Source organism: Niabella agricola (genome assembly GCF_021538615.1).
Lineage (GTDB): Bacteria > Bacteroidota > Bacteroidia > Chitinophagales > Chitinophagaceae > Niabella > Niabella agricola.
This window is the reverse complement of the sequence record NZ_JAJHIZ010000003.1, coordinates 851,558-872,457: the sequence shown is the minus strand read 5'-3', so window position 1 is coordinate 872,457 and position 20,900 is coordinate 851,558. Positions and strand designations below refer to the sequence as shown.

Annotated in this window: 15 protein-coding genes; 9 read left to right on the top strand and 6 right to left on the bottom strand. The window is 49.1% G+C overall.

The window, feature by feature from the left end; genetic code table 11:
• Positions 1-47: 47 nt before the first annotated feature.
• The 4 genes from LL912_RS09040 (at position 48) to map (ending at position 3,331) form a co-directional block, all read left to right on the top strand.
• Positions 48-758, top strand: a complete 711-nt coding sequence (locus LL912_RS09040) for an RsmE family RNA methyltransferase (protein ID WP_235553259.1) — start codon at positions 48-50, stop codon at positions 756-758.
• A 23-nt stretch (positions 759-781) separates the two neighbouring features.
• Positions 782-1,264 (top strand): anthrone oxygenase family protein, encoded by a 483-nt coding sequence (locus tag LL912_RS09035; RefSeq protein ID WP_235553258.1) that lies wholly within the window; start codon positions 782-784, stop codon positions 1,262-1,264.
• 158 nt (positions 1,265-1,422) lie between these two features.
• Entirely contained in the window at positions 1,423-2,481 is a 1,059-nt protein-coding gene (locus LL912_RS09030; RefSeq protein ID WP_235553257.1) for an ankyrin repeat domain-containing protein, read from the top strand.
• 85 nt (positions 2,482-2,566) lie between these two features.
• Complete coding sequence (gene map, locus LL912_RS09025; protein ID WP_235553256.1) at positions 2,567-3,331, top strand: type I methionyl aminopeptidase; 765 nt, start codon at positions 2,567-2,569, stop codon at positions 3,329-3,331.
• A gap of 51 nt (positions 3,332-3,382) precedes the next feature.
• Here the strand turns inward: map and LL912_RS09020 are convergent, their stop codons facing one another.
• The gene (locus tag LL912_RS09020) at positions 3,383-3,748 is read right to left on the bottom strand and encodes a winged helix-turn-helix transcriptional regulator (protein WP_235553255.1); all 366 of its coding nucleotides are present in this window, start codon (positions 3,746-3,748) and stop codon (positions 3,383-3,385) included.
• Positions 3,749-3,837: 89 nt separating this feature from the next.
• On the opposite strand from LL912_RS09020, the gene LL912_RS09015 reads away from it, so the two are divergent.
• Positions 3,838-4,353 carry a dihydrofolate reductase family protein gene (locus tag LL912_RS09015; RefSeq protein WP_235553254.1) on the top strand — a complete coding sequence of 172 codons (516 nt, stop codon included), beginning with the start codon at positions 3,838-3,840 and terminating at the stop codon, positions 4,351-4,353.
• An 82-nt stretch (positions 4,354-4,435) separates the two neighbouring features.
• Here LL912_RS09015 and LL912_RS09010 read toward each other — a convergent pair whose 3' ends face one another.
• Entirely contained in the window at positions 4,436-4,933 is a 498-nt protein-coding gene (locus LL912_RS09010) for a deoxycytidylate deaminase (RefSeq protein ID WP_235553253.1), read from the bottom strand.
• Positions 4,934-5,278: 345 nt separating this feature from the next.
• Between LL912_RS09010 and nagA the strand changes: the two genes are divergently transcribed.
• Together nagA and dxs are read left to right on the top strand one after the other, a co-directional pair.
• Complete coding sequence (gene nagA, locus LL912_RS09005; RefSeq protein WP_235553252.1) at positions 5,279-6,469, top strand: N-acetylglucosamine-6-phosphate deacetylase; 1,191 nt, start codon at positions 5,279-5,281, stop codon at positions 6,467-6,469.
• A 294-nt stretch (positions 6,470-6,763) separates the two neighbouring features.
• Positions 6,764-8,704 carry a 1-deoxy-D-xylulose-5-phosphate synthase gene (gene dxs / locus LL912_RS09000; protein ID WP_235553251.1) on the top strand — a complete coding sequence of 647 codons (1,941 nt, stop codon included), beginning with the start codon at positions 6,764-6,766 and terminating at the stop codon, positions 8,702-8,704.
• Positions 8,705-8,917: 213 nt separating this feature from the next.
• Here dxs and LL912_RS08995 read toward each other — a convergent pair whose 3' ends face one another.
• Positions 8,918-13,843 carry a translocation/assembly module TamB domain-containing protein gene (locus LL912_RS08995; RefSeq protein ID WP_235553250.1) on the bottom strand — a complete coding sequence of 1,642 codons (4,926 nt, stop codon included), beginning with the start codon at positions 13,841-13,843 and terminating at the stop codon, positions 8,918-8,920.
• A 179-nt stretch (positions 13,844-14,022) separates the two neighbouring features.
• Between LL912_RS08995 and LL912_RS08990 the strand changes: the two genes are divergently transcribed.
• The gene (locus LL912_RS08990; RefSeq protein ID WP_235553249.1) at positions 14,023-16,833 is read left to right on the top strand and encodes a TolB-like translocation protein; all 2,811 of its coding nucleotides are present in this window, start codon (positions 14,023-14,025) and stop codon (positions 16,831-16,833) included.
• 193 nt (positions 16,834-17,026) lie between these two features.
• Here LL912_RS08990 and LL912_RS08985 read toward each other — a convergent pair whose 3' ends face one another.
• The 3 genes from LL912_RS08985 to LL912_RS08975 form a co-directional block, all read right to left on the bottom strand.
• Positions 17,027-17,575, bottom strand: coding sequence for a DinB family protein (locus tag LL912_RS08985; protein WP_235553248.1), 549 nt, complete (start codon positions 17,573-17,575; stop codon positions 17,027-17,029).
• A gap of 50 nt (positions 17,576-17,625) precedes the next feature.
• Complete coding sequence (locus LL912_RS08980; RefSeq protein ID WP_235553247.1) at positions 17,626-18,159, bottom strand: Crp/Fnr family transcriptional regulator; 534 nt, start codon at positions 18,157-18,159, stop codon at positions 17,626-17,628.
• 141 nt (positions 18,160-18,300) lie between these two features.
• Positions 18,301-19,182 (bottom strand): LysR family transcriptional regulator, encoded by an 882-nt coding sequence (locus LL912_RS08975; protein ID WP_235553246.1) that lies wholly within the window; start codon positions 19,180-19,182, stop codon positions 18,301-18,303.
• A 56-nt stretch (positions 19,183-19,238) separates the two neighbouring features.
• Here LL912_RS08975 and hutH point away from each other — a divergent pair, with 56 nt between their 5' ends.
• Positions 19,239-20,900, top strand: a complete 1,662-nt coding sequence (hutH, locus tag LL912_RS08970; protein WP_235553245.1) for a histidine ammonia-lyase — start codon at positions 19,239-19,241, stop codon at positions 20,898-20,900.

Below are 20,900 nucleotides of genomic sequence, written 5' to 3'. Positions count from 1 at the left end.
GTAGGACCTTAAAGTTTGAACATCCAACCTCAAATCAAACGCCCGTTTTGCAGCTTCCTTTTTTCTATATTAATGAGTATACACCCGGTGCGCAACATATCGTGCTGGATGAAAACAATTCCCGTCACGTAGTACAGGTATTGCGGATGCAGACGGGAGAAGCCCTACACTTAACGGATGGTAAAGGCCATTTGCTTACCGCAGTTATTGCAGCACCGCATAAAAAGCATTGTTCCGTAATGGTCGCCGACACTGTTTTTTCACCACCCCGCCATCCGCGGGTTACCATCGCAATTTCCCTGTTAAAAAACGCGAACCGTTTTGAATGGTTTCTCGAAAAAGCAACCGAGATCGGCGTTGCGGCCATCATCCCCCTGATCAGTGATCGCACAGAAAAAGAACGGGCGAAAACGGAACGATTGCAGCAGATACTGATCAGCGCTTTATTGCAAAGCCAACAGGTATGGCTGCCGCAGATGCCGGAGCCTGTAAAATATGCTGATTTTATAAAGGATCACGGGGCTCATTCTATGACGCGGAAATTTATTGCTCATTGCCTGGAAGATGAAAAACATTCCCTGAAGGACCAGGCCGCAGCGGACGATAGCATCATTCTTATTGGGCCGGAGGGCGATTTTACAACAGAGGAGATCGGCGCTGCATTGGCAAACGGATACCAGCCGGTGACTCTTGGCACTACCAGGCTGCGTACGGAAACGGCCGGTGTGGTGGCCGCCGCCCTGCTTTGCGTACGGTAATAAACATTGTAAAACTTTGCGATATGATACTGGGTAACAGCTGTTTTTTTATAGCCCTGCTGCTGGTGGCGCTGATGGCAGGACTGTTCTTTTCGTTTAGCGTTGCAGTAACGCGCGGCTTAAAAAAACTGGATGATAAAAGCTATCTGTGGGCGATGCAAAAGATCAACAAAGCGATCCTGAACCCCGTATTCCTCTTGTGCTTTATCGGTGCGCCGCTGTTGCTTATCGGAACCACCATGATCCGTTTTTTTGAGGATCGATGGCTGTTTATGTGGATGCTGGTGACTACCCTGGTTTATACAGGCGGCGTGTTTATGGTGACTATGTTCTGCAATGTTCCCTTGAACAACTACCTGGACCGGCAACGTATCGATACATTGGATCCGGAGACGGCTGAGGCTGTTCGTTCCCGATTCGAGATCCCTTGGAACCGGTACAATCATATCCGCACGCTGTTTTCAATACTGGCCCTGGGAATGATGTTCTATAGCGGGATCCGCTGAGGGGCAGTCAGCCCGGAAAGTGCATCCGCTTCGTACTGGCACGCCGACTACAACCGGGCATACACCCGTTTATGGCTGCGACATCGTATGCTTAAAATTGATATCTTGTGCCGGCTATCGGTGTAAACAAATGAACAATTGCATCAAAAAATAACAGGATGAAATTATTTGGACCCAACGCTGAACTGACCGAAACCGCCCGGCAGATCATGACTGAAGATATTGTGGCCCTGGAACAGAAAGTGGCAAAGGGATGGGACCTAAACCAAAAGATCCCGATCACCGACCGGATTATTGAAACACCGCTTACTCTTGCATTGTGTGAGAAAAAGAAAAAAGTACTGGACTGGCTGCTTTTAAAAAATGTAGCATTGAACGATAACGATCAGCCCGCCATTTTACTGGCCTGTTCCAACACCGATGCAAAAACGGTAAAGCGTCTGATTGAGGGCGGTGCCGATGTAAATGCCCGGCACAAAACGGGGAAGTCTGCCATGAATGCTGCCTTATACGGCAATAACTATGACCTTATCCCGCTGCTGATCGAAGCCGGCTATGATCTTAAAAATGATGGCAGCTCCTTGCGGCAGGCTGTTTTCAACCGGCAGTATAAGGCCATCGCATTGCTGCTGGAACATGGGGCAGACGTGAATTTTTGCAAACCGGATATGGTGTTTCCTTATAACTCCACGCCGGTGCATATCGCAGCAGGAAACAACGATCTGGAAATGGTAAAACGCCTGGTAGCACATGGAGCGGATGTAACGATAAAGGATCATTACGGGGAACGCCCTTATAATTGCGCCGTGGCCAACCGGAATGAGGAGATGAGGGCATTTCTGAAGGCACTGGAGCCGGAGCAGTGGCACAACGAGGAACAACGGCTGGCAGATCTAAAGAGCTACAAAATACCCGAAGCACTGTTACAGGTATTGCGCAGTACGGACCGGAAACTGGAATTACCCGGTAATAAAAACGTGGGATATATTGTATTCAACTCTCTTTTGAATGTTAAGGAAGTACATTGGATGAAACATAAGTTCTTAGACCTGCTGAGCACGGTGGATCATTACGGTAGTGATGGTTTTTTGGTTTGGTATCCTAAAAAGAAATGCCTTGCCTTTGCCGACTATGAGCACCAGGAGTTTAAAGAATTGTGCAGCGTTAAAGCATTTTTTGCCGACCCTTCGGCGCAAATTGACAAGATATTTGAATAAGGCACTCAACGGAGCTGGTGGCGCCTGCAATAATTAAATGGTATATTCGCTAATGGGAACGGGGTTTTAATTAAAAATAAGCACGATGTCGATAACAAAAGAGGCTGAACTGATTGGTATGCAACACGCGGGTAACGCGGTTGCACATACGTTAAAACAAATGATGGAGTATGCCCGGCCGGGAATGAGCACCAAGGAACTGGACGATTACGGGGCAAGGATACTTGCCGGTTTTGGAGCAAGACCAGCTCCCCGGCTTACCTATGGATTTCCGGGATGTGCCTGTATCAGCGTTGACCAGGAATTTTGCCATGGCATACCGTCTGATAAACGGATCTTAAAAGAAGGCGACCTGGTAAATATTGATGTGTCTGCAGAGCTGAACGGCTTTTGGGCAGATAATGGTGCTTCGTTTGTTCTGGGGAATGACCTTCATCAGCATCAGCCCTTGGTAGAGGCGTCCAGGGAGATATTGAAACAGGCGCTTGAACATATTAAAGGCGGCGTAAAGATTGCCGATATCGGATATATTATGGAAACCGCAGCTAAAAAGAAGGGGTTTATGGTGATTAAAAATCTTGGCGGGCATGGTATTGGCAGCCGCCTGCATGAACAGCCGGAGGAACTGCTCAATTACCGGAACCGGTTTGACCAGCGCCGGTTTAAAAAGAACTCTGTTGTAGCCATTGAAACTTTTATTGCTACAAGCTCAACCTATGCAACGGAATTGAGTGATGGCTGGACCCTGGTTGGCGATAAAGGCGGTTATATGGCGCAGCATGAACATACGGTTGTGGTAACGGGCGGCAAGCCGATCGTACTAACAGAAATGAACGGCATCTTTCATTAGAACCTGGCGCTTCCTGTGCCGGCTTATTACTAGCCGCGTGTGCTGTTCTTGTTATTTTCCCTTGATCATTTTCCGGTGATTCAATCCCCATTGTTGCAACGCATTTGCAATGGGAATGAGTGATTGCCCGTATGCGGTGAGGGCATAGGTAACCGTAATAGGCCGGGTATTCTGGATAGTACGGGTTATAATCTTATTTTCTTCAAGTGTCTTCAATTCTTTAGAAAGCATTTTGGCCGATATGCCGGCAATTACTTTCTCTAGCTTTTTAAAATGCAGCAATTCTTTTGGCCGGCAGCTGATATGCAGTACGATCAAAAGTTTCCACTTGCCGCCTAAAAGTTCCAAACTGTCTCTTAGTGCCAACAGATTTTGTGTGCATTCCGGTCTTGTTATTGGTAGTTTTTTTACCTGCATAGTTACTTCCAAGTAAGTAGTTACCCGCCGTTAACGGATAATGAAAATAAAAGAATTCGCTGATATTTTTGATGATATAAACGCTTTTTATGAAAATAACATTGTATGCGAATGTTTCAGTAAACGGAAAACTGTTGTTATCTGATAACCCCAACCACCAGGTACCGCCGGACATTATCGGTCTTTCCCTGCAGCAGATCAACCGGGTGGGCAACCTGGTAATGGGAAGAAAATCATTTGAACATTTTGTGACGGCTTTTGGTGGAATCGACAGGGTAAGGGAAGTACTGCCGGATGTGGTATTTGTATGGCTTTCTGCAACCCGGGAAACAACCAGTGCTTATAAAGTTGCCCCCAGTCCTGAGGCAGCCGTAACATACCTGGAAGAAAGGGGTTTTGATGAAATACTGATCGGAGGCGGAACGGAAACCTGTAACGTATTTCTGGAAAAGGACCTGGTTACAGACGTGGTTTTTAACGTGATGCCAATGATCACCGCCGGAGGTGTGCTGGGTGGGAACGGTGCATTGAATATCAACCTCCGTTTTGTCGGGCAGGAGCGTTTGGGTAATGATGTGCTGCAGTTGCGGTATACAAAGCATTAGTGCGTTGCAACTGTGCAGCCTCCGGCAACATAGCTGTTCTTGGATTTCGTCTTTCAGAGCCTGCGAAAGGGTGCCCGGCAGGTCATACGCTCTTTTCATCAAAAGAGAGGGTAACTTCATTTACACCCGGCGTCATCTTCCGCAGTTGAACACCTGCTGTCTGCAGCATGCGTTTGGCTGCAATAAAGCTTTCCTTACTGGCGTATTTATCCGACAGGTAAATAACCTCCCCAATGCCGGATTGGATAATGGCCTTACTGCATTCGTTGCAGGGAAATAATGCGGTGTAGATTTTACAACCGCTCAGGTTTATGCCAATATTATTCAGGATTGCATTAAGCTCTGCATGACAAACATAAGGATACTTGGTTTCCAGGAAATCGCCCTCTTTTTCCCAGGGGAACTGGTCATCACTGATGCCGGTGGGCAAACCGTTATAGCCTACACCAACGATCTTGTGCTGCTGATTTACAATGCAGGCGCCTACCTGTGTGGAGGGGTCCTTGCTCCGTTTTCCGGATAACAGGGCCACGCCCATAAAATATTCATCCCAGGAAATATAATTGGTTCTCTTTGTCATCTTGTTGCAATTGTGGTAAATATACGTTCCCCGGCGGGAATGAAAAATATTGAATGGAAATCTTGCATGAGAAGTGCGGGTTGGGAAATTTGAAAATGTGGGAATGGAGATGCCGTTCCTGTTCGGAGGTATATATTCTGGTGAAATACCGCAGTCAGAAGTCAGAATTCAGAAATGAGAACCTGTACCTTGAACAAAAGTCTACCAGACATAAAACCGGATCTGATGTGAAACCTTCTTCCCTTACGGAATGTAAAACATCGAATAAAAAATATCAAATATAAAAGTGATGATGCCGCTCCTGCTTGATAATTTTATCTCTGTAGAAAATCACAATCCCCGGGAATGAGCAGTTCCCTTCAGGCAGAAACGGAAGCTAACCTGAAACCGCTCTTGTGCTATATTTGCAGAAACCTCATCACTATGAAGGCGATCTGTAACGGCATTATCTACACGGGCGGCGAAGTATTAACCAATCATTGTATCCTGGTGGATAAAGGCCGGATCCTTGCTGTACAAAAGGAGATGCCCGAAGCCGCCGAATCCGTTGATCTGAAAGGGAAGAATATTTCTGCTGGTTTTATCGATATCCAGCTGAACGGCGGAGCAGACCGGTATTTTTCAAAAGACCCGGATGCCGAAACCTTGCAGGATATGTACCAGGCCAGCAGGGCTTATGCCACTCCCTTTTTTCTGACCACCCTGATTAGTTCTCCGCAGGAGACCATACATATGGCTATAGAAGCCATCCGGCGGTTTAATGAGGTACAACCCGGAACCCTGGGCATGCACCTGGAAGGACCTTTTATGAACCCGGCAAAGAGAGGTGCACATAATGAACGGATCATCCGTAAGCCTACCGACCGCGAGCTGGATGAAATCATCGAATGGGGCAGGGGTGTGATACAGGTGATGACCATTGCCCCCGAATGTTTTACCGATGCACAACTCGAGCGCCTGCTCAAAACGGATATCGTATTGTCGGCCGGTCATTCGATGATGCACTATGAACAGGCACAGCGTTATTTTTCGATGGGCATTCACCTGGTGACGCATTTGTATAATGCTATGACACAGATGGGGCACCGGGAATGCGGCCTGGTGGGCGCGGCTTTTGATAATGACGCCGTGTATGCGCCCATCATACTGGATGGCGGGCATTGCCATTATGCGGCGGCACGGATCGCTTACCGCCAGAAAAGGGATAAGCTTTTTCTCATCAGTGATGCTTCTTTCTTGGGGCGCCGGAAGCCCCGGTTCGACTGGGCGGGGTTAGACATTGAAATGACCAATGGCTATTACCGGGATAAGGCCGGAAGCCTGGCCGGTGCCGCCATATCAATGCCAGAAGCGATAAAAAATGCAATCGATTTTGTAGGCGCCTCGCTGCAGGAGGCCGTGGAAATGGCTACCTGCCGGCCTGCCCGGGCCATCCGGATGGAAGACCACATCGGGTTTATAAAAAAAGGATACCCGGCTGTTTTTTCGGTCTTTGATGATAGACTCACGGCTTATGAAACATTGGATCTCTCCTGAGGGAGTGGCCACAGCGGCAATGATGCAACGATTTTTTTTCAGGATCGTTGCATCATTGCGTCGTTGCACGGAATAAAGCAGCGAATACGCCGGGAACCAGGAAGTTACGAAGTCTGCGGGGAACATAAAATATGGTAATACCGGAAAGGACGTCTTATTGCTGATTTATGTCTTTGGTCCACGGCAGGTGTTTAAACTTCTGCGCTTCGGTGTGTCTGTGGCTTCCTGGCCGGGGAAGGAAAACTCCCGGATAAAGGGAATATTTATGTACTTTTGCAGCATAATCGGATGCAAATGGCAATAACTCCAGGACCTCTTTTGCAACAAGTGAATACACCTGCGGATCTGAAAAAGATACCGGAAGACCAACTTCACCTATTTTGCGATGAGCTCAGGCAGTACATCATTGATGTGGTAAGTGTGCACGGCGGGCATTTTGCCGCAAGTTTGGGTGTGGTGGAACTGACCACGGCCCTGCACTATGTGTACCATACGCCGGAAGACCTGCTGGTTTGGGACGTGGGGCACCAGGCTTACGGCCACAAGATCATTACCGGCCGCCGGGACCGTTTTGAAACCAACCGGAAATACAACGGACTGAGCGGGTTTCCCAAGATTTCGGAAAGTGAGTATGATACCTTTGGAGTAGGGCACTCCTCTACTTCTATTTCGGCGGCATTGGGTATGGCCATTGCAGCCAAATACAAGGGAGAAAAAGACCGCAAGGTAGTGGCGGTGATCGGCGATGGCTCCATGACGGCGGGTATGGCCTTCGAAGCAATGAACCATGCCGGCGTGTCCAACACCGATATGCTGATCATCCTCAATGATAATGGCATTGGCATTGATCCGAATGTAGGCGCTTTAAAAGAATACCTTACAGATATCACCGTTTCTCCAAAGTACAACAAGTTTAAAGACGATGTATGGAATGCGTTGAACAAGCTGCCTGTGGGCAAAAGCATTTCCAAGAGCATTGCGCATAAACTGGCGGAAGGATTGAAGGGCATGCTGAACAGCAATTCCAATCTTTTTGAATCGCTGAAGCTGCGGTATTTCGGGCCTATCGACGGGCATAATATTACCAAACTGGTAGATACCCTAAAGGATCTGAAACAGATCGGCGGGCCCAAGATCCTGCATGTGATCACCACAAAGGGAAAAGGCTATGCACTGGCGGAGAAAGACCAGACCAAATGGCATGCACCGGGCTTGTTTGATAAAGTAACGGGTGAGATCATTAAGAAAACCTTTGAAACACCCCAGCCGCCCAAGTACCAGGATGTATTTGGCAAAACAATCATTGAGCTGGCAGAAAAGAACGACCGGATCTTTGGAATTACCCCGGCCATGCCGTCGGGGAGTTCATTAAAATACATGATGGAAGCAATGCCGAACCGGGCATTGGATGTAGGCATTTGCGAGCAACATGCCGTTACCCTCAGTGCGGGCATGGCTACCCAGGGATTGCGTGTTTTTTGTAATATTTATTCTTCCTTTATGCAGCGGGCCTATGACCAGGCGGTGCATGATGTGGCCATCCAGAAACTGCCAGTGATTTTTTGCCTGGACCGCGCGGGGTTGGTCGGCGATGATGGTCCCACCCATCATGGCTGTTACGATATTGCCTATTTCCGCTGTATTCCCAATATGATCGTCAGCGCTCCAATGAATGAAGCTGAGTTGCGGAACCTGATGTATACCGCCCAGCTGGAAAAAAACGATCATCCCTTTGTGATCCGCTACCCGCGTGGTGAAGGCGTGATGCCGGAATGGCGTACTCCTATGGAAGAGATCACCATTGGCAAAGGCCGCAGGTTAAAGGAAGGAAAAGACATTGCCATCCTCAGCTTTGGCCACCCGGGGAATTTTGCAGCATCGGCGATCCGGACCCTGCACCAGGACGGCATTTTGCCGGGTCATTACGACCTGCGTTTTGCAAAGCCGCTGGATGAAGCATTGCTGCACGAAGCCTGTCAAAAATATCCCAAACTGATCACTGTGGAAGATGGTACCATTATCGGTGGCATCGGAGCGGCCGTACTGGAATTTATGGCCAGGCATGGATATAAGAATGAAGTGCGGATCCTTGGAATCCCCGACCGGATCGTAGAGCATGGCACACCCAAAGAGCTGCAACGCGAGTGTGGTTACGATGCCGAAGGTATTGTGGCAGCTGTACGGGAAATGATGCGCGAAAAAATAACAGTTACAATGGGAGGGGTTAAGGTTTAATGTTCAAGGTTCCAGGTTCGATTTTTTTAATACCCGATGATTTATGCCCGTTCCTGATCCCGGATGTTATTGTCTGAAGTCTGATAGCTGATATCTGACGGCTGACGATAAATTGTTCCCGGTTTAACGTTCCGTTTTCAATTTTTTTAATACCCGATGATTTATGCCCGTTCCTGATCCCGGACGTAATTGTCTGAAGTCTGACAGCTGATATCAATCCACCTTCTGCTTCGGGGTAGCCGAAAGCGGTTCTTTCTTCTTTTCCATAAGCGCAGGCTCCACCCGTTTTTGCAGTGAGGAATCGGATGGTACCGGCCTGGAAGAATCCGTTCGGGCAGGGTTCTGCAACAGTATTTCCCGCTGCATCTGTTTACGTACATTGCGGAAAATTTCGCCCAGGGTATCAAATTCTTTCCGGAAGGAAATACCGCCGCCGGTCCGTTTCAGCTTGGCGGCCCCGGTACTGTTGGTGGTGAGGTAATCCAGGTTTTCCCGGTAAAAAAAGTTCAGCCGGATGGTACCGCTCTGGTTCAGCATCCAGGCGGCCGTTACGTCGGGCAGGAACTGAACGCTTTGCTGGATGGAAGATGCCAGCGGTACTTCCATTGAGCTGCCCAGGGAAATTACAAAACGGTCTTTAAACAGGGGAACCAGTATCGCACCGTTCACATTGGCCTGGTTGATGTCAAAATTGTTGCTGGGTGTTGATAAGATATTCCGGTTGTATACCGAACCGTTAAAGACCACACTTACATCGGCGCCCAGGATCTTTGTAAGCTCGTTATTCAGCTTTTTATTGATCTCGTTAAAGAAGAGCCCGGATAAACTGGATATGGTATTATACGTGAATTCATTTACGGTGCTTCCGAAATTGGAGCCGGTTTCCGGCGGGGCAAAACTATTGAAAACGATCAGGTAGGTTACCTGGCGGGTTACTTCGGTTTCATTGGTTTCGATCTGCTGCAGGGCATTGGTGATGTTAAAATCGTTCCGGTACTTACTGTTGGGATCCAGTTCCAGGCGGAATTTAAAATCGGGTTTTGACAGCAACCCGGTAAGCATTGCCGTTACATAAACATTCTCCCGGGTATTGGCATAGGCCTGGTCGATATTGATCTTTGCCAGGGGCGAGAAACTTACACGTTCGGCCCTGTACTGGGCTTCCAGGTTGAGATTGGCCTTGATGGGGTCTCCCGTCCAGGAGATATAGTTTTCACCTCCTTTTTTTATTTCAAAAGGTTTTTTAAAGAAGGACTGGAAGGTGTAGTTATAACTTCCTTCGGTAATGTCAAAACGTCCGTGAATGCTCAGGGGCTCTGCGGTGGAGGAGTGGATGTTCAGCGTGCCCGACCCCCGTCCTTTGATCTCATCGCCCGTAAGGTCGTCCATCACAAATTTCATTTCTACTTTCGGGTTTGCGGTTACATCCAGGTCATAAGTGATCTTACTGGTTTTATCCCGGTAAGTACTGTCGCCGATTGCTTCTCCGAATTTCCGTTCTACCAGCCAGTCAGGCATCTGGCCGGCTTTGGAGCTGGAAGAGGCAATGGTAAAAGTGCTTTCATCCTTGCTGGAGGCGATGGCATCGATCTTCATATACGCGTTCTCCTCCGGGCCTACCAGCGAAAACGAGCCGGTGGCTCTCACTTTGCCATAGAATGTTTTGTTGTCATTATACGTGGTGTTCAGCACCTGTACCGGCTGGTTATTGGCGGCGCCACGGGTGCCGGGTTTACGGGTAGACACGTTCACATCAAAGAACATATTCTTAAAAGAATTGTGTGCAATACTTCCCTGGAGGTATACCGGGTTATTGGTGATCGTATCCCGCAATACAATGCCATCAAGGTTGATCTCATTTTCCTTTAACTCAATGTCATTGTCTTCCAGGGCATAATAACACTGGGTAAAGTTTACGCGGAGCCCCGCCTTATGCAGGCGCCCCTTGCCCACGATATTCAGTTGGTCAAAAGGTCCTTTCAGATCAAATTTTCCGGTAATTTCTCCCTGCATATCCGAGAATAAAAAGCCCAGGAACCGGTTGATATATTTAATGTCGAAGCTGTTGGCGTTGAGGGAAATGATATTGTTTTGCTGGCTTTGGCGGTCTTTTAAAAAGAGGTTGATATTAAAAGCCAGGTCTTTTTGCTGGGGATGCAGGGTTTTGCCATTTACCACCAGTTCCCTGGATGCAAGATCAAAGACCATCCGGGCCGACAGGTCGCCGAGGGAATCGTTATCAAAGCGGATGGACCTCCCCATAAAATTATTAGAGATGATCCGCATATTCTTTCCCGGGTTCTCCAGCAGGAAATCTCCGGAAGCCATCCCTTCCAGCCGGTTGTCCGGTACAATATATTTGGAAAGGTCGCCGAGGTTGAGGTCTTTTAAGGTAACGGCAATATCGTTCCAGCTGCCTACATCAGAAGGCAGGGTACGGATGCGTATTTCCTGGCTGCTTTCCCGCAGTACCAGTTGTCCGTGTGCGGGAACATTCTGCCGGAATTCCAGCTCGCCGTTATTATCGATGGTCCAGGTTTTGCCATTCAGTACAAAGGAGGAGGGGGCAAAATCGATCTTGACGCCATTACTGTAGGTGCGCACAATGGTGTTCAGCCGGGCCTGGTCGAGCCCTGCAGCACCCCCGGAGTAAATCATTACCCGCGATACATCATTCCTGGCAGCAATATTAAACAGCGCCAGCGGAACATTCAAGCTGTCGCCGATCAGGATATTGGTGGTTCTTCCCGTTAGAGAAAGGCTGTCGTAATTGCCTCTTCCGGTTAGCGTAACATCATTAAACTTAAAACGGTCGTAACTGAAAAAGGGAACCTCCGCATCCAGTGCCAGGCTGTTGGTAAACGTGTTGATGCTTCCGGTAACCGAGGCGTTGTTGAAGCCGCCCAGGCTGCTGTCGATAATGGGTGTAAAGGCGTCGAAATTATGGGTTTTGATTTCAAACGAAAATGCCTGTTCCTTTACAGACCGGCTGGGCGGTTTTATATAAGCGGGGTAATAACGGTTCAGGAACCCGATAACGGAATTGGGCAGATCCCGGATATTATAAATGCCAAACAGGTTCACGGAAAATTCGTTAGACGCAATATGAAGCCTTTTTTTATCATCTTCCAGCGAAGAATGAATGGCCAGCGAATCAAAGGAAAGGGGGGCATCATTGCGTATCAGCACAGCATCGGTAACCGTGGCGTGGCCCAGGAAATCATCGATCGATTTTCCCGTGAACTGGGCATTGATCTTGCCGGTAAGCTCCACGTTTTCCTGGAAAAGGTTCAGGGTTTTAAACCGGATCTTACGGATATCAGACACGAAATTAAAGGCGGGTGTTGCCTTACTGAAGTCTACCAGCCCGTTCAGATCCAGGTCGGCATTGGGGTCGCTGATCTTCAGCTTGCCGTCAAAAACTTTATTGTTAATCTCCCCGTCGGCCGTGATATTTTTGTAGCGGTATTGATTGAAATCTACATAATTGACCGTGGCCGAAAGCGCCACGCTCCCGCTGGTTGGGTCAAAGCCGGCCCCTTTGAGTTTGGCATTAAAGCTCACATAGCCCAGGTCCTGGTTCTTTAAAAGAGGACCGAGGTTGAAGTTGTCGGTTGAAACATTGCCCGAGTATACGGGGTTTCCCGTTGCCGGGATCTTCATGTTGACATCCGTTTTTACGGTTCCCAATGCCGTGCGCAATGTTCCATAGGTTACAAAGTCGCGGATAAAACCGGTATAGCTGCCTACAAAGTTCAGGTATTGCAGTCTTGCCAGGTCGGGTACGGTTACTTTTTTAAGTGCCGGGGCAAAAGCCAGGGCGTCTGCATAGGTGGTGCGGAAATCATTCGCCTTAATATCGATAAACGTTTCATTGATATCGGGCAGGCCGCTTAGGGTAGCATCTCCCGCAAAATAGGTTTGGTTGCCAGCCTGGATCTCCAGTTTATGGCCGGTAAGCGATGCTACGGGGCCCTTGATATCGCCGCTTAAAACGATCTTCTTTTTCCAGGTACGCATGGCGGGCGCAAAAAAGGCGATATCATCGCTGTTGACTTCTGCTTTTTTAAACCGGCCTTCCATATGCACATCCGAAATAAAGCGGTTCATGCTTGCGAAACTGGAAAACTTCATACTGAAATAATCCGTGAGCCGGCTGTCGTTCGTTTGCAGATCGAGATCATTAAACGTGATTTCCTTGGGCGTTACCCGGGCATTGGCCGCCAGTTTTTTTACCAGCAGTCCGCTTCTTTCGGCCGTTGTCAGATCGATCCGGGTAGTAATTGTGTCCATCCACCACCGTACTTTCCGGAGATCGATGTCGATCTTTGCAAACTCGATATGCTTTCCTTCAAATACGCCGGGATCGGGGGGGATGGTATCATTATCTGTTTTGAAGGTGCCGTTATTGATTTCAACATGGGCTGCATTCACCTCCCAGCGGCCGGCATTCCATTCCAGTTCCTGTGCACCGGTGGACTTCGGCTTTGCCGGCTTTGAAGGCGCTTCGTTACGGTCTTCCGTTTCGGGCTTATTTCCTTCGTACGATCGCAGTGCCACATAGGGCTTGTTAATGGTTAGGGCGTTGATATCGATCAGCTTCCGGTCGAAGTCGATATTTTTAGGATCTACGTGCAGTGAAGTTAGTGAAAATGTGAGATCTTCTCCGGTCCACGCATCCTTTTTTTTGAAGAGAATGTTCCGCAGATCTACCTTCCGGAAGGCAATATTGATGGCGCCTTCTTTTTTGGGGCTCTTGCTTGCGGGTGTGCTGAAATAATCCAGCAGGAACTGGTGTCGCCATACAGAGTCAGTGCGCTGCAGCTGGATATAGGCGTCGGTAAGCCCGATATATTTGAGCTCGATATTTTTTTTCAGAAAGAACCAGTCGGTGATGTTAACCGTGATCTCCCCTGCACTCAGGATCGTATCTTTTTTACGGTCTTCTACCAGTACGCCCTGCAAATACATTTTGTTGAACAGGGAAAAATCTACGTGCCGGATATCGATCCGCGTCTGGAGATCTTTGGACAACCGTTTTGTTACCTTGCCGATCAGCCAGTTTTGTACACCGGGCGTTTGCAAGGCCAGCCAGAGGATGATTACAAGGCCTAGAAGACTTCCTGTAACAATGAGCAATATCTTTCTTAATTTCTTCAGTAAACTATTGAATTAAAATATTTGTAAAAGTACTTTATTCAAGGAGTACATACAAATTTGCAGGAGATCTCTGTTTAATTTTATATTTTAGTTATAATGATCCGGTGCCAATGGAATAAACAGGGTATGCTGCCGGACCGTATATTTAAAAATCAGGTATGCGTAAACTACTGTGTGTGTTCGTGCTTTTTTGGATGGCAGGTGGGGCCGGGGCTCAGCAATTTGGAGGCAACCCTCCATCTGTGAAATGGCGGCAGGTAAATACAGATACGGTACGGGTAATCTATCCGCGCGGACTGGATTCTACCGCAAGCCGTATTGCTGCCATTGTGCACCGAGTAGCGGCCATCAATGCGCATCCTTTAGGAAAACGGGTAAAGAAGATCGATATTGTGTTACAACCGCAACCGGTAACTTCCAACGGTTATGTAAGCCTGGGGCCTTTCCGGAGCGAGTTTTACCTGACCCCGCCCAGCGATAATTTTGACCAGGGCAGCCTGCACTGGGCCGATCAGCTGGCGCTGCACGAATACCGGCACGTGGAGCAATACAATAATTTTAACCGGGGCCTCAGCAGGGTGATGAAAACACTTTTCGGCCAGGAGGGATATGCGGTGGCCATCAATGCTGCGGTACCCAACTGGTTTTTTGAAGGCGATGCGGTGTACCAGGAAACCAGCCTGTCGGCCCAGGGAAGGGGACGTATGCCTTCCTTCCTCAAGGCCTTTCCGGCGCTTTGGAATGACGGAAAGCAATATAGCTGGATGAAGCTGAGAAATGGCTCGTTTAAAGATTATGTACCGAACCATTACGACCTGGGGTACCTGCTGACCAATTATGGCTATGCAACATACGGACCGGATTTCTGGGGTAAAGTGACCTCGGACGCTGCGGCTTACCGGGGACTGTTTTATCCGATGCAACGGGCGGTTAAACGGCATACTGGCCTGCCGTATAAAAAATTTATCACAAATGCTTTTGACTATTACAAAGACCGTTACGGTCTGCATACACCGGGTGTTGCAAGGGATTCCGGGGTGCAGACCGTTTTGCCGGTGAATGATCAAACATTGACCCAGTATTATTATCCGCACCAGATCGGGAAGGATTCGCTGTTGTATTTAAAGCTGTCGAATAAAAAGCGGCCGGCCTTTTATGTGCTGGATCAGCAGGGCGAACACCTGTTGCGGTACCGGGATATCGGAAGCGAACGTCAGTTCAGCTATGCCAATGGCCGCATTGTATATACAGCCGTGGAATCCGATCCGCGCTGGAGCTGGAGAACCTATAGCGTGCTGCGGGTACTGGATATTGCATCGGGGGTACAAAAAAAGATATCAAAAAAGACCCGGTACTTTGCCCCGGATATTTCGGCGGATGGCCGGCTGGTGGTTGCTAATAAGGTAGACCTGAAGGGCCGGTCCTCGCTTGTGGTGCTGAATACGGAGGATGGCGCTGTGCTGCGCGAATTTTCCGATCCGGAAATTGATTATTTCGCAAATCCCAAAATAAAGGATCCCGAAACGGTGGTTGCGGCGATCCGGCAAAAGGATGGGAGGGTTTATATCGGTCTTGTTGATTTTAACCACAAACGGGTGGAGCAGATAACGCCTGCCAGTTTCAAGATAGCCGGGCAAATCAGTATTTCCGATAATACCGTTTATTTTACCGCGGCCTACGGGTTAACCGATGCCCTTTTTTCGGTGGATCTCTCTACCCGTGTATTGCGAAAACTGGAAAACGGTAGCGGTAACCGGTATTTTGTAAACGCGGGCTTTGGAAAACTCAACTGGGCGCTTTTTACCGCGGATGGATACCAGCTTCGCCGTCTGGATATAAAGGATGCCTTGTGGACGACGCTTGGCCCGGAAGTATTTGCTGCCGGAACAACCGGTATGGTAAGCGATTCCATGCCCGTGGCAGAGGGGCCGCTGGAGTTGCATCCGGTGATGCCGGCCTCAAAGAAATATGCCCGTTTTACAAGGCCGTTTAATTTTCACAGCTGGCGGCCAAATTATGAGGATCCCGAATTCAGTTTCACGTTATATGGAAACAATACCTTAAATACGACACAAACGCAGGTGTACTACATATATAACGAAAACGACCGTACCCATGCAGCCGGTGCCAGCGTCACCTACGGCGGACTCTTTCCCTATATCGGACTGGGTTCCGAATATACGTTCAACCGGAAGCAGCAGGTGCAGAAGAAACTAAAGGAATGGGACCAGTGGGATCATTACCTGTCGCTAACAGTTCCGTTAAGCTGGAATCATGGCCGAACCTTCCGGTTTTTAACAATGGGTACCAATGCGGGTTATCGCGAGGATCTGGCCAGGGGAATAAACCGGAATGCATTTCCTTCTGCGGGCTTTGGTTATATGGCGCATAGCCTGAACCTTGGAACCCAGGTGCAGCGGGCCGTACAGGATATTTATCCGCGCTGGGGCTTTACCCTAAATACGCAGTACCGTTATGCGGTTAATAAATGGAACAGCCAGCAGTTTTTTGTACGCGGAACGGCCTACCTTCCTGGAATTGCTCCGGCGCAAAGTCTGGTATTGTCTGCTGCCTATCAGCAGGCTTCCCTGAAATACCGTATTTTTTCAAGCCGGGTTAACATAGCCCGGGGTTTTAGCGGGGTAGACTCCGCGCGGATGGCTACGCTTAGTGCGGCTTATCATTTACCGCTTTGGTATCCCGACTGGGGTTTTGGAAATATTTGTTACCTGCAACGGGTAAGAGGCGCTGCCTTTTATGACTATACCGCCGCCGGCGGCGCAGGTACCGGGTTTCAGCGACGGCTGCAAAGCGCCGGAGGTGAGTTTTTTGTAGATACACAATGGTGGAACCAGCATCCGCTCAGCTTTGGTTTCAGGGTAGGAAGACTGCTTACAAAAGACCTGGTGAAACCGGGACAAAGCTGGTTTTATGAGTTCATCCTGCCGGTAAGCATCATACCCAGGTAGGTGAAACGAACGGCTAAATTTGCGGGAACTCTGACCGCAAGGCATAACTGCAGCAAGCCTTCATGATAAACCCGCATCCATTATATTAAAAATGTGTACGCTGCTGAAGGTTTGTGAGCACACAGGCCATTGCTGCTGCCTTGGTCATTGTCTCACTGACCGGGAATAAAAGTAATATTGATACAGTGCGTTATCAGGCCCCTGCAAGGGCCTTTTTAGCCTGCCGGGTATGCCGTTCGTTGTGATAAACAACAAAGCGCAGGGTGTCGCCCAGTTTTAGGCGGATCAGCCGCGAAAGGCTGGTTCCTGTTTTCTCTTTTCCAAGATCTACCTGCTGCGCTTTTTCAAGGAGTTTAGTCAGTTGTTGCTGGTTGCTAATAAATTCGGTGAGCACAGACCGGCTAAGTGGCGCGTTCAGTGTATTCATGGGCTTGGGCGTTTTCATTTTTTTTGCGGAAGTATCGGGGTGAATCATCTTTGAAAAATAATTGCCCAGCCTTCCCGGTTTATAAACCGCGGCTGGTTTGGAGTCCGCATTCCGGATACAGGTTTGAATAGCATCCAGGTAAAAGGCGCTGTACCGGTTCAGATGTTCCATACATTCCAGCACATTCCAGCCTCCGGCAGCCGGCCTTCGGGTAAGGGTTGCGTCGGGAAGGGTATGCAGCGTTTCCGCAAAACGGATATGTTCTTTTGAAAGGCCTGTTAATACGTCCAGCAGGGGTTGCGATTGAATAGTCATCTTTTTTTTACAAAATTCCGGCGGCGGAAATAAAAAAGTATTGATAAATGTCAATGTTTTTTGAGCCGTGAAAGCGTTTCGGGGCTCATGCGGAGGTAGTTGGCGATATGCCGGTTCGAGATCTCCTGGAACAACTGCGGACTGCGCTGCAGCAACCGTTGATAGCGCTCCCTGGGCGTAGTGGTTAGAATGTCTTTTTCCCGTTCCAGGAGTTGCAGTACCAGGTCTTCCAGCATTGCCAGCCAGATCCGGAGGTGGGCAGGTTCCTGCTCCAGGAACCGTTGAAGCGCTGCCTTTGTAAGTACGGTCAGCGTTGTTTTTTTCAGTGCCTGCATGCTGTATGCGGTAGGGTTCCCGGAAAAGAATGCATCCATAAACACCACGATATCCCCCCGGTATCCAAAACGGATGTTTTGTTCCGCATCTCCGTCTTCCACAAACATCCGGATGGTACCGCTCTCGACAAAATAAATATGCGTATCGCAGTTGTTTTTAGGAAGGAGCAAGGCATTCCGTTTCAATACCCGTTTCTTGGCATGCGGCTCAAACTCCTGTATTTTTTGAATCAATTCAATTGGTTTCATGCATGCCAGTTGTCTTAAACAGTCACCTTAATGCGATTTTTATACGACCTGTTGCAAAGATGCATACAATAGCTGAAGATTCCACATGGGAACAGGCCTTTAAGTATTGAAGGAACGGCAGCGACGCCGGCGTTACCCCGTTTACCGAATCAGCTCCAGCAGGGCCCTGATTCCCAGGTTGCGGCTGGCCGGGTTCCAGATCAGTGAAAGCTGGCTGCGCTGGCGGATCCGGTTCAGTTCAATAAAGCGTACCGGAACATCATATCCTTTTTTTAGAGAGGCCGGAACAATGGCTACGCCCATGCCTTTCTCAACCAGTTTGAAAATGGTAAGCGCATTTACGGTTTGATGGTGTACGCTTGGTGTAAAATTGCAATCGCTGAAAATACTCATCACCAACTGGTAATAATCATTGCTGTAATCCCTGCCAAACAGGATAAAGTTTTCCTTTTCAAATTGCAGCAGGGACCGGAAATTTTTTGCATGTACCGGATGTTTGGCCGGAACGACCAGCGCAAAGGGTTCTTCGGATATTTTTTGCAGCAACAAGCCGGCCGGTGCCTGGCGCTGGCGGACAAATCCAAAATCCAGTTTGTGCTCCAGCAGTGCCGCTACCTGCGCATCGTTGGGCAGTTCGTTTAAGCTAACGTCAATGTCTGGATGTTTCCGGTTAAGACGGTACAGGATATCCGGTATCACCGTTTGCGCCGCAGAGCCGATAAAACCTACGCGGAGTGCGGCCCGTTTGCCTTCTCCCATTTTTTTCAACTGCACACGGATATAATCCAGCTGGCTGAACAGGATGTCCGTTTCAGATTTCAAAAACCGTCCTGCATCGGTCAGTTTTACAAAACGCTTGCCCCGCTCAAACAGCAGTGCGCCGAACAGGGTTTCCAATTGCCGGATCTGGCGGGTGAGCCCCGGCTGGGAAATAAACAGCCGTTCCGCAGCCTTGCGAAAGTGAAGCTCCTCTGCCAGCACATTGAAATAGGTCAAGTGTCGCAATTCTATTTGATAACTCATGGTTATTAATTATTGATAAAGATAGTATTATTGGTTATTATGAATCCGGAATAACTTTGAGGTATGAACAAGCGCAAACCATGCCTGCCGGAACGATTCCGGGGGCGGAGGCGTTCACCATAAGCAGCTCTTTAATGAATACAATACATACACAGTCGTTTCTTTATGGAGAGGACCATCTGACCATCTCCGCCGCGCTGGCCATTGCGGGTGGTACCTTAAGAGGCGTACTGTCTGAGAAAGGCCGGCAACAGGTCCGGAGAGGTGCTGCGCTCGTGGAGCAGATCGTGGCTTCAGCACAGGTGGTTTATGGTATCAACACCGGCTTCGGTCCGTTGTGCACCACTTCCATTAACAGCGCAGATACGGCCCGTCTGCAGGAAAACATCCTGAAGAGCCATGCCGTGGGTATGGGGGCGCCTATTCCGCAGGCATTGTCGATGCTTATGCTGGTACTTAAAGTACATGCATTGGCCAAAGGATATTCAGGCATCCGGGAGGAAACCATCGACCGGATCATCTGGCATATAGAAACCGGTATCATTCCCGTAGTACCCAGTCAGGGCTCTGTAGGTGCCTCCGGCGACCTGGCGCCGTTAGCGCATCTGTTCCTGCCATTGATCGGCGAGGGACGTGTTTTTTATAAAAAAGAAATCCGGCCGGCAGCGGAAGTATTGGCGCTGTTACAGCAACAACCCCTGCGGTTGCATGCAAAGGAAGGGTTGGCGCTGATCAATGGTACGCAGTTTATCGCTGCGCATGCGGTTACAGGTGTGGCCCGTTTTCACCAGTTGCTGATGCAGGCCGATCTGAATGCAGTACTGATGCTGGAAGGGCTCAGTGCATCGGGTAAACCTTTTTATCCGGAGTTGCATGCGCTGCGCCCGTTTAAGGGCAACCAGTTTGTGGCTGCTACCATTTATAACCTGCTGAACGGATCGGCGATCGTACAATCGCATGCCCATTGTTCGCGGGTGCAGGACCCTTATTCGCTGCGTTGTATTCCGCAGGTACATGGAGCTTCACGTACGGCCTGGCTGCATTTAAAAGAATTGGTGGAGACCGAGATCAACTCTGTAACCGATAACCCGCTACTGATCGACGAAGCGCTTACGATCAGCGGTGGTAATTTTCACGGCCAGCCGCTGGCTATGGCGCTGGACTATGCCTGCCTGGCCACAGCAGAGCTGGGGAATATCGCGGATCGCCGGGTATACCTTTCACTGGAAGGCGACACTCCGGGCGTTCCCAGGCTGCTCATGCGGTCTACCGGGCTGAACTCCGGTTTTATGATCCTGCAGTATACTACCGCAGCCCTGGCCAGTGAAAATAAAAGCCTGTGCTTTCCCGCCAGTGCCGACAGTATTCCAACCTCCCTCGGGCAGGAAGATCATGTGAGCATGGGATCTGTTAGCGGGCGGAAGCTGTTGCAGGTACTGGGAAATGTAGAAAAGATACAGGCCATTGAGCTGCTTTGTGCGGCGCAGGCCCTGGACTTTCATGCACCACTGAAGCCCACACCCATTGTGGAACAATTGCACCGGAGGATCAGGAGCGTAATCCCGCATCTGGAAGCCGACCAGGTATTAACGCCTTACCTGGAGCAGGTACAGCAGCTGGTACAATCCGGAACCTTGGTTGCGCTGGCCCGTCACATTGCGCAGGAGGAAGGACTGCCGTATATCACGGAACTTGGAAACCTTTTTGATACGTATTGA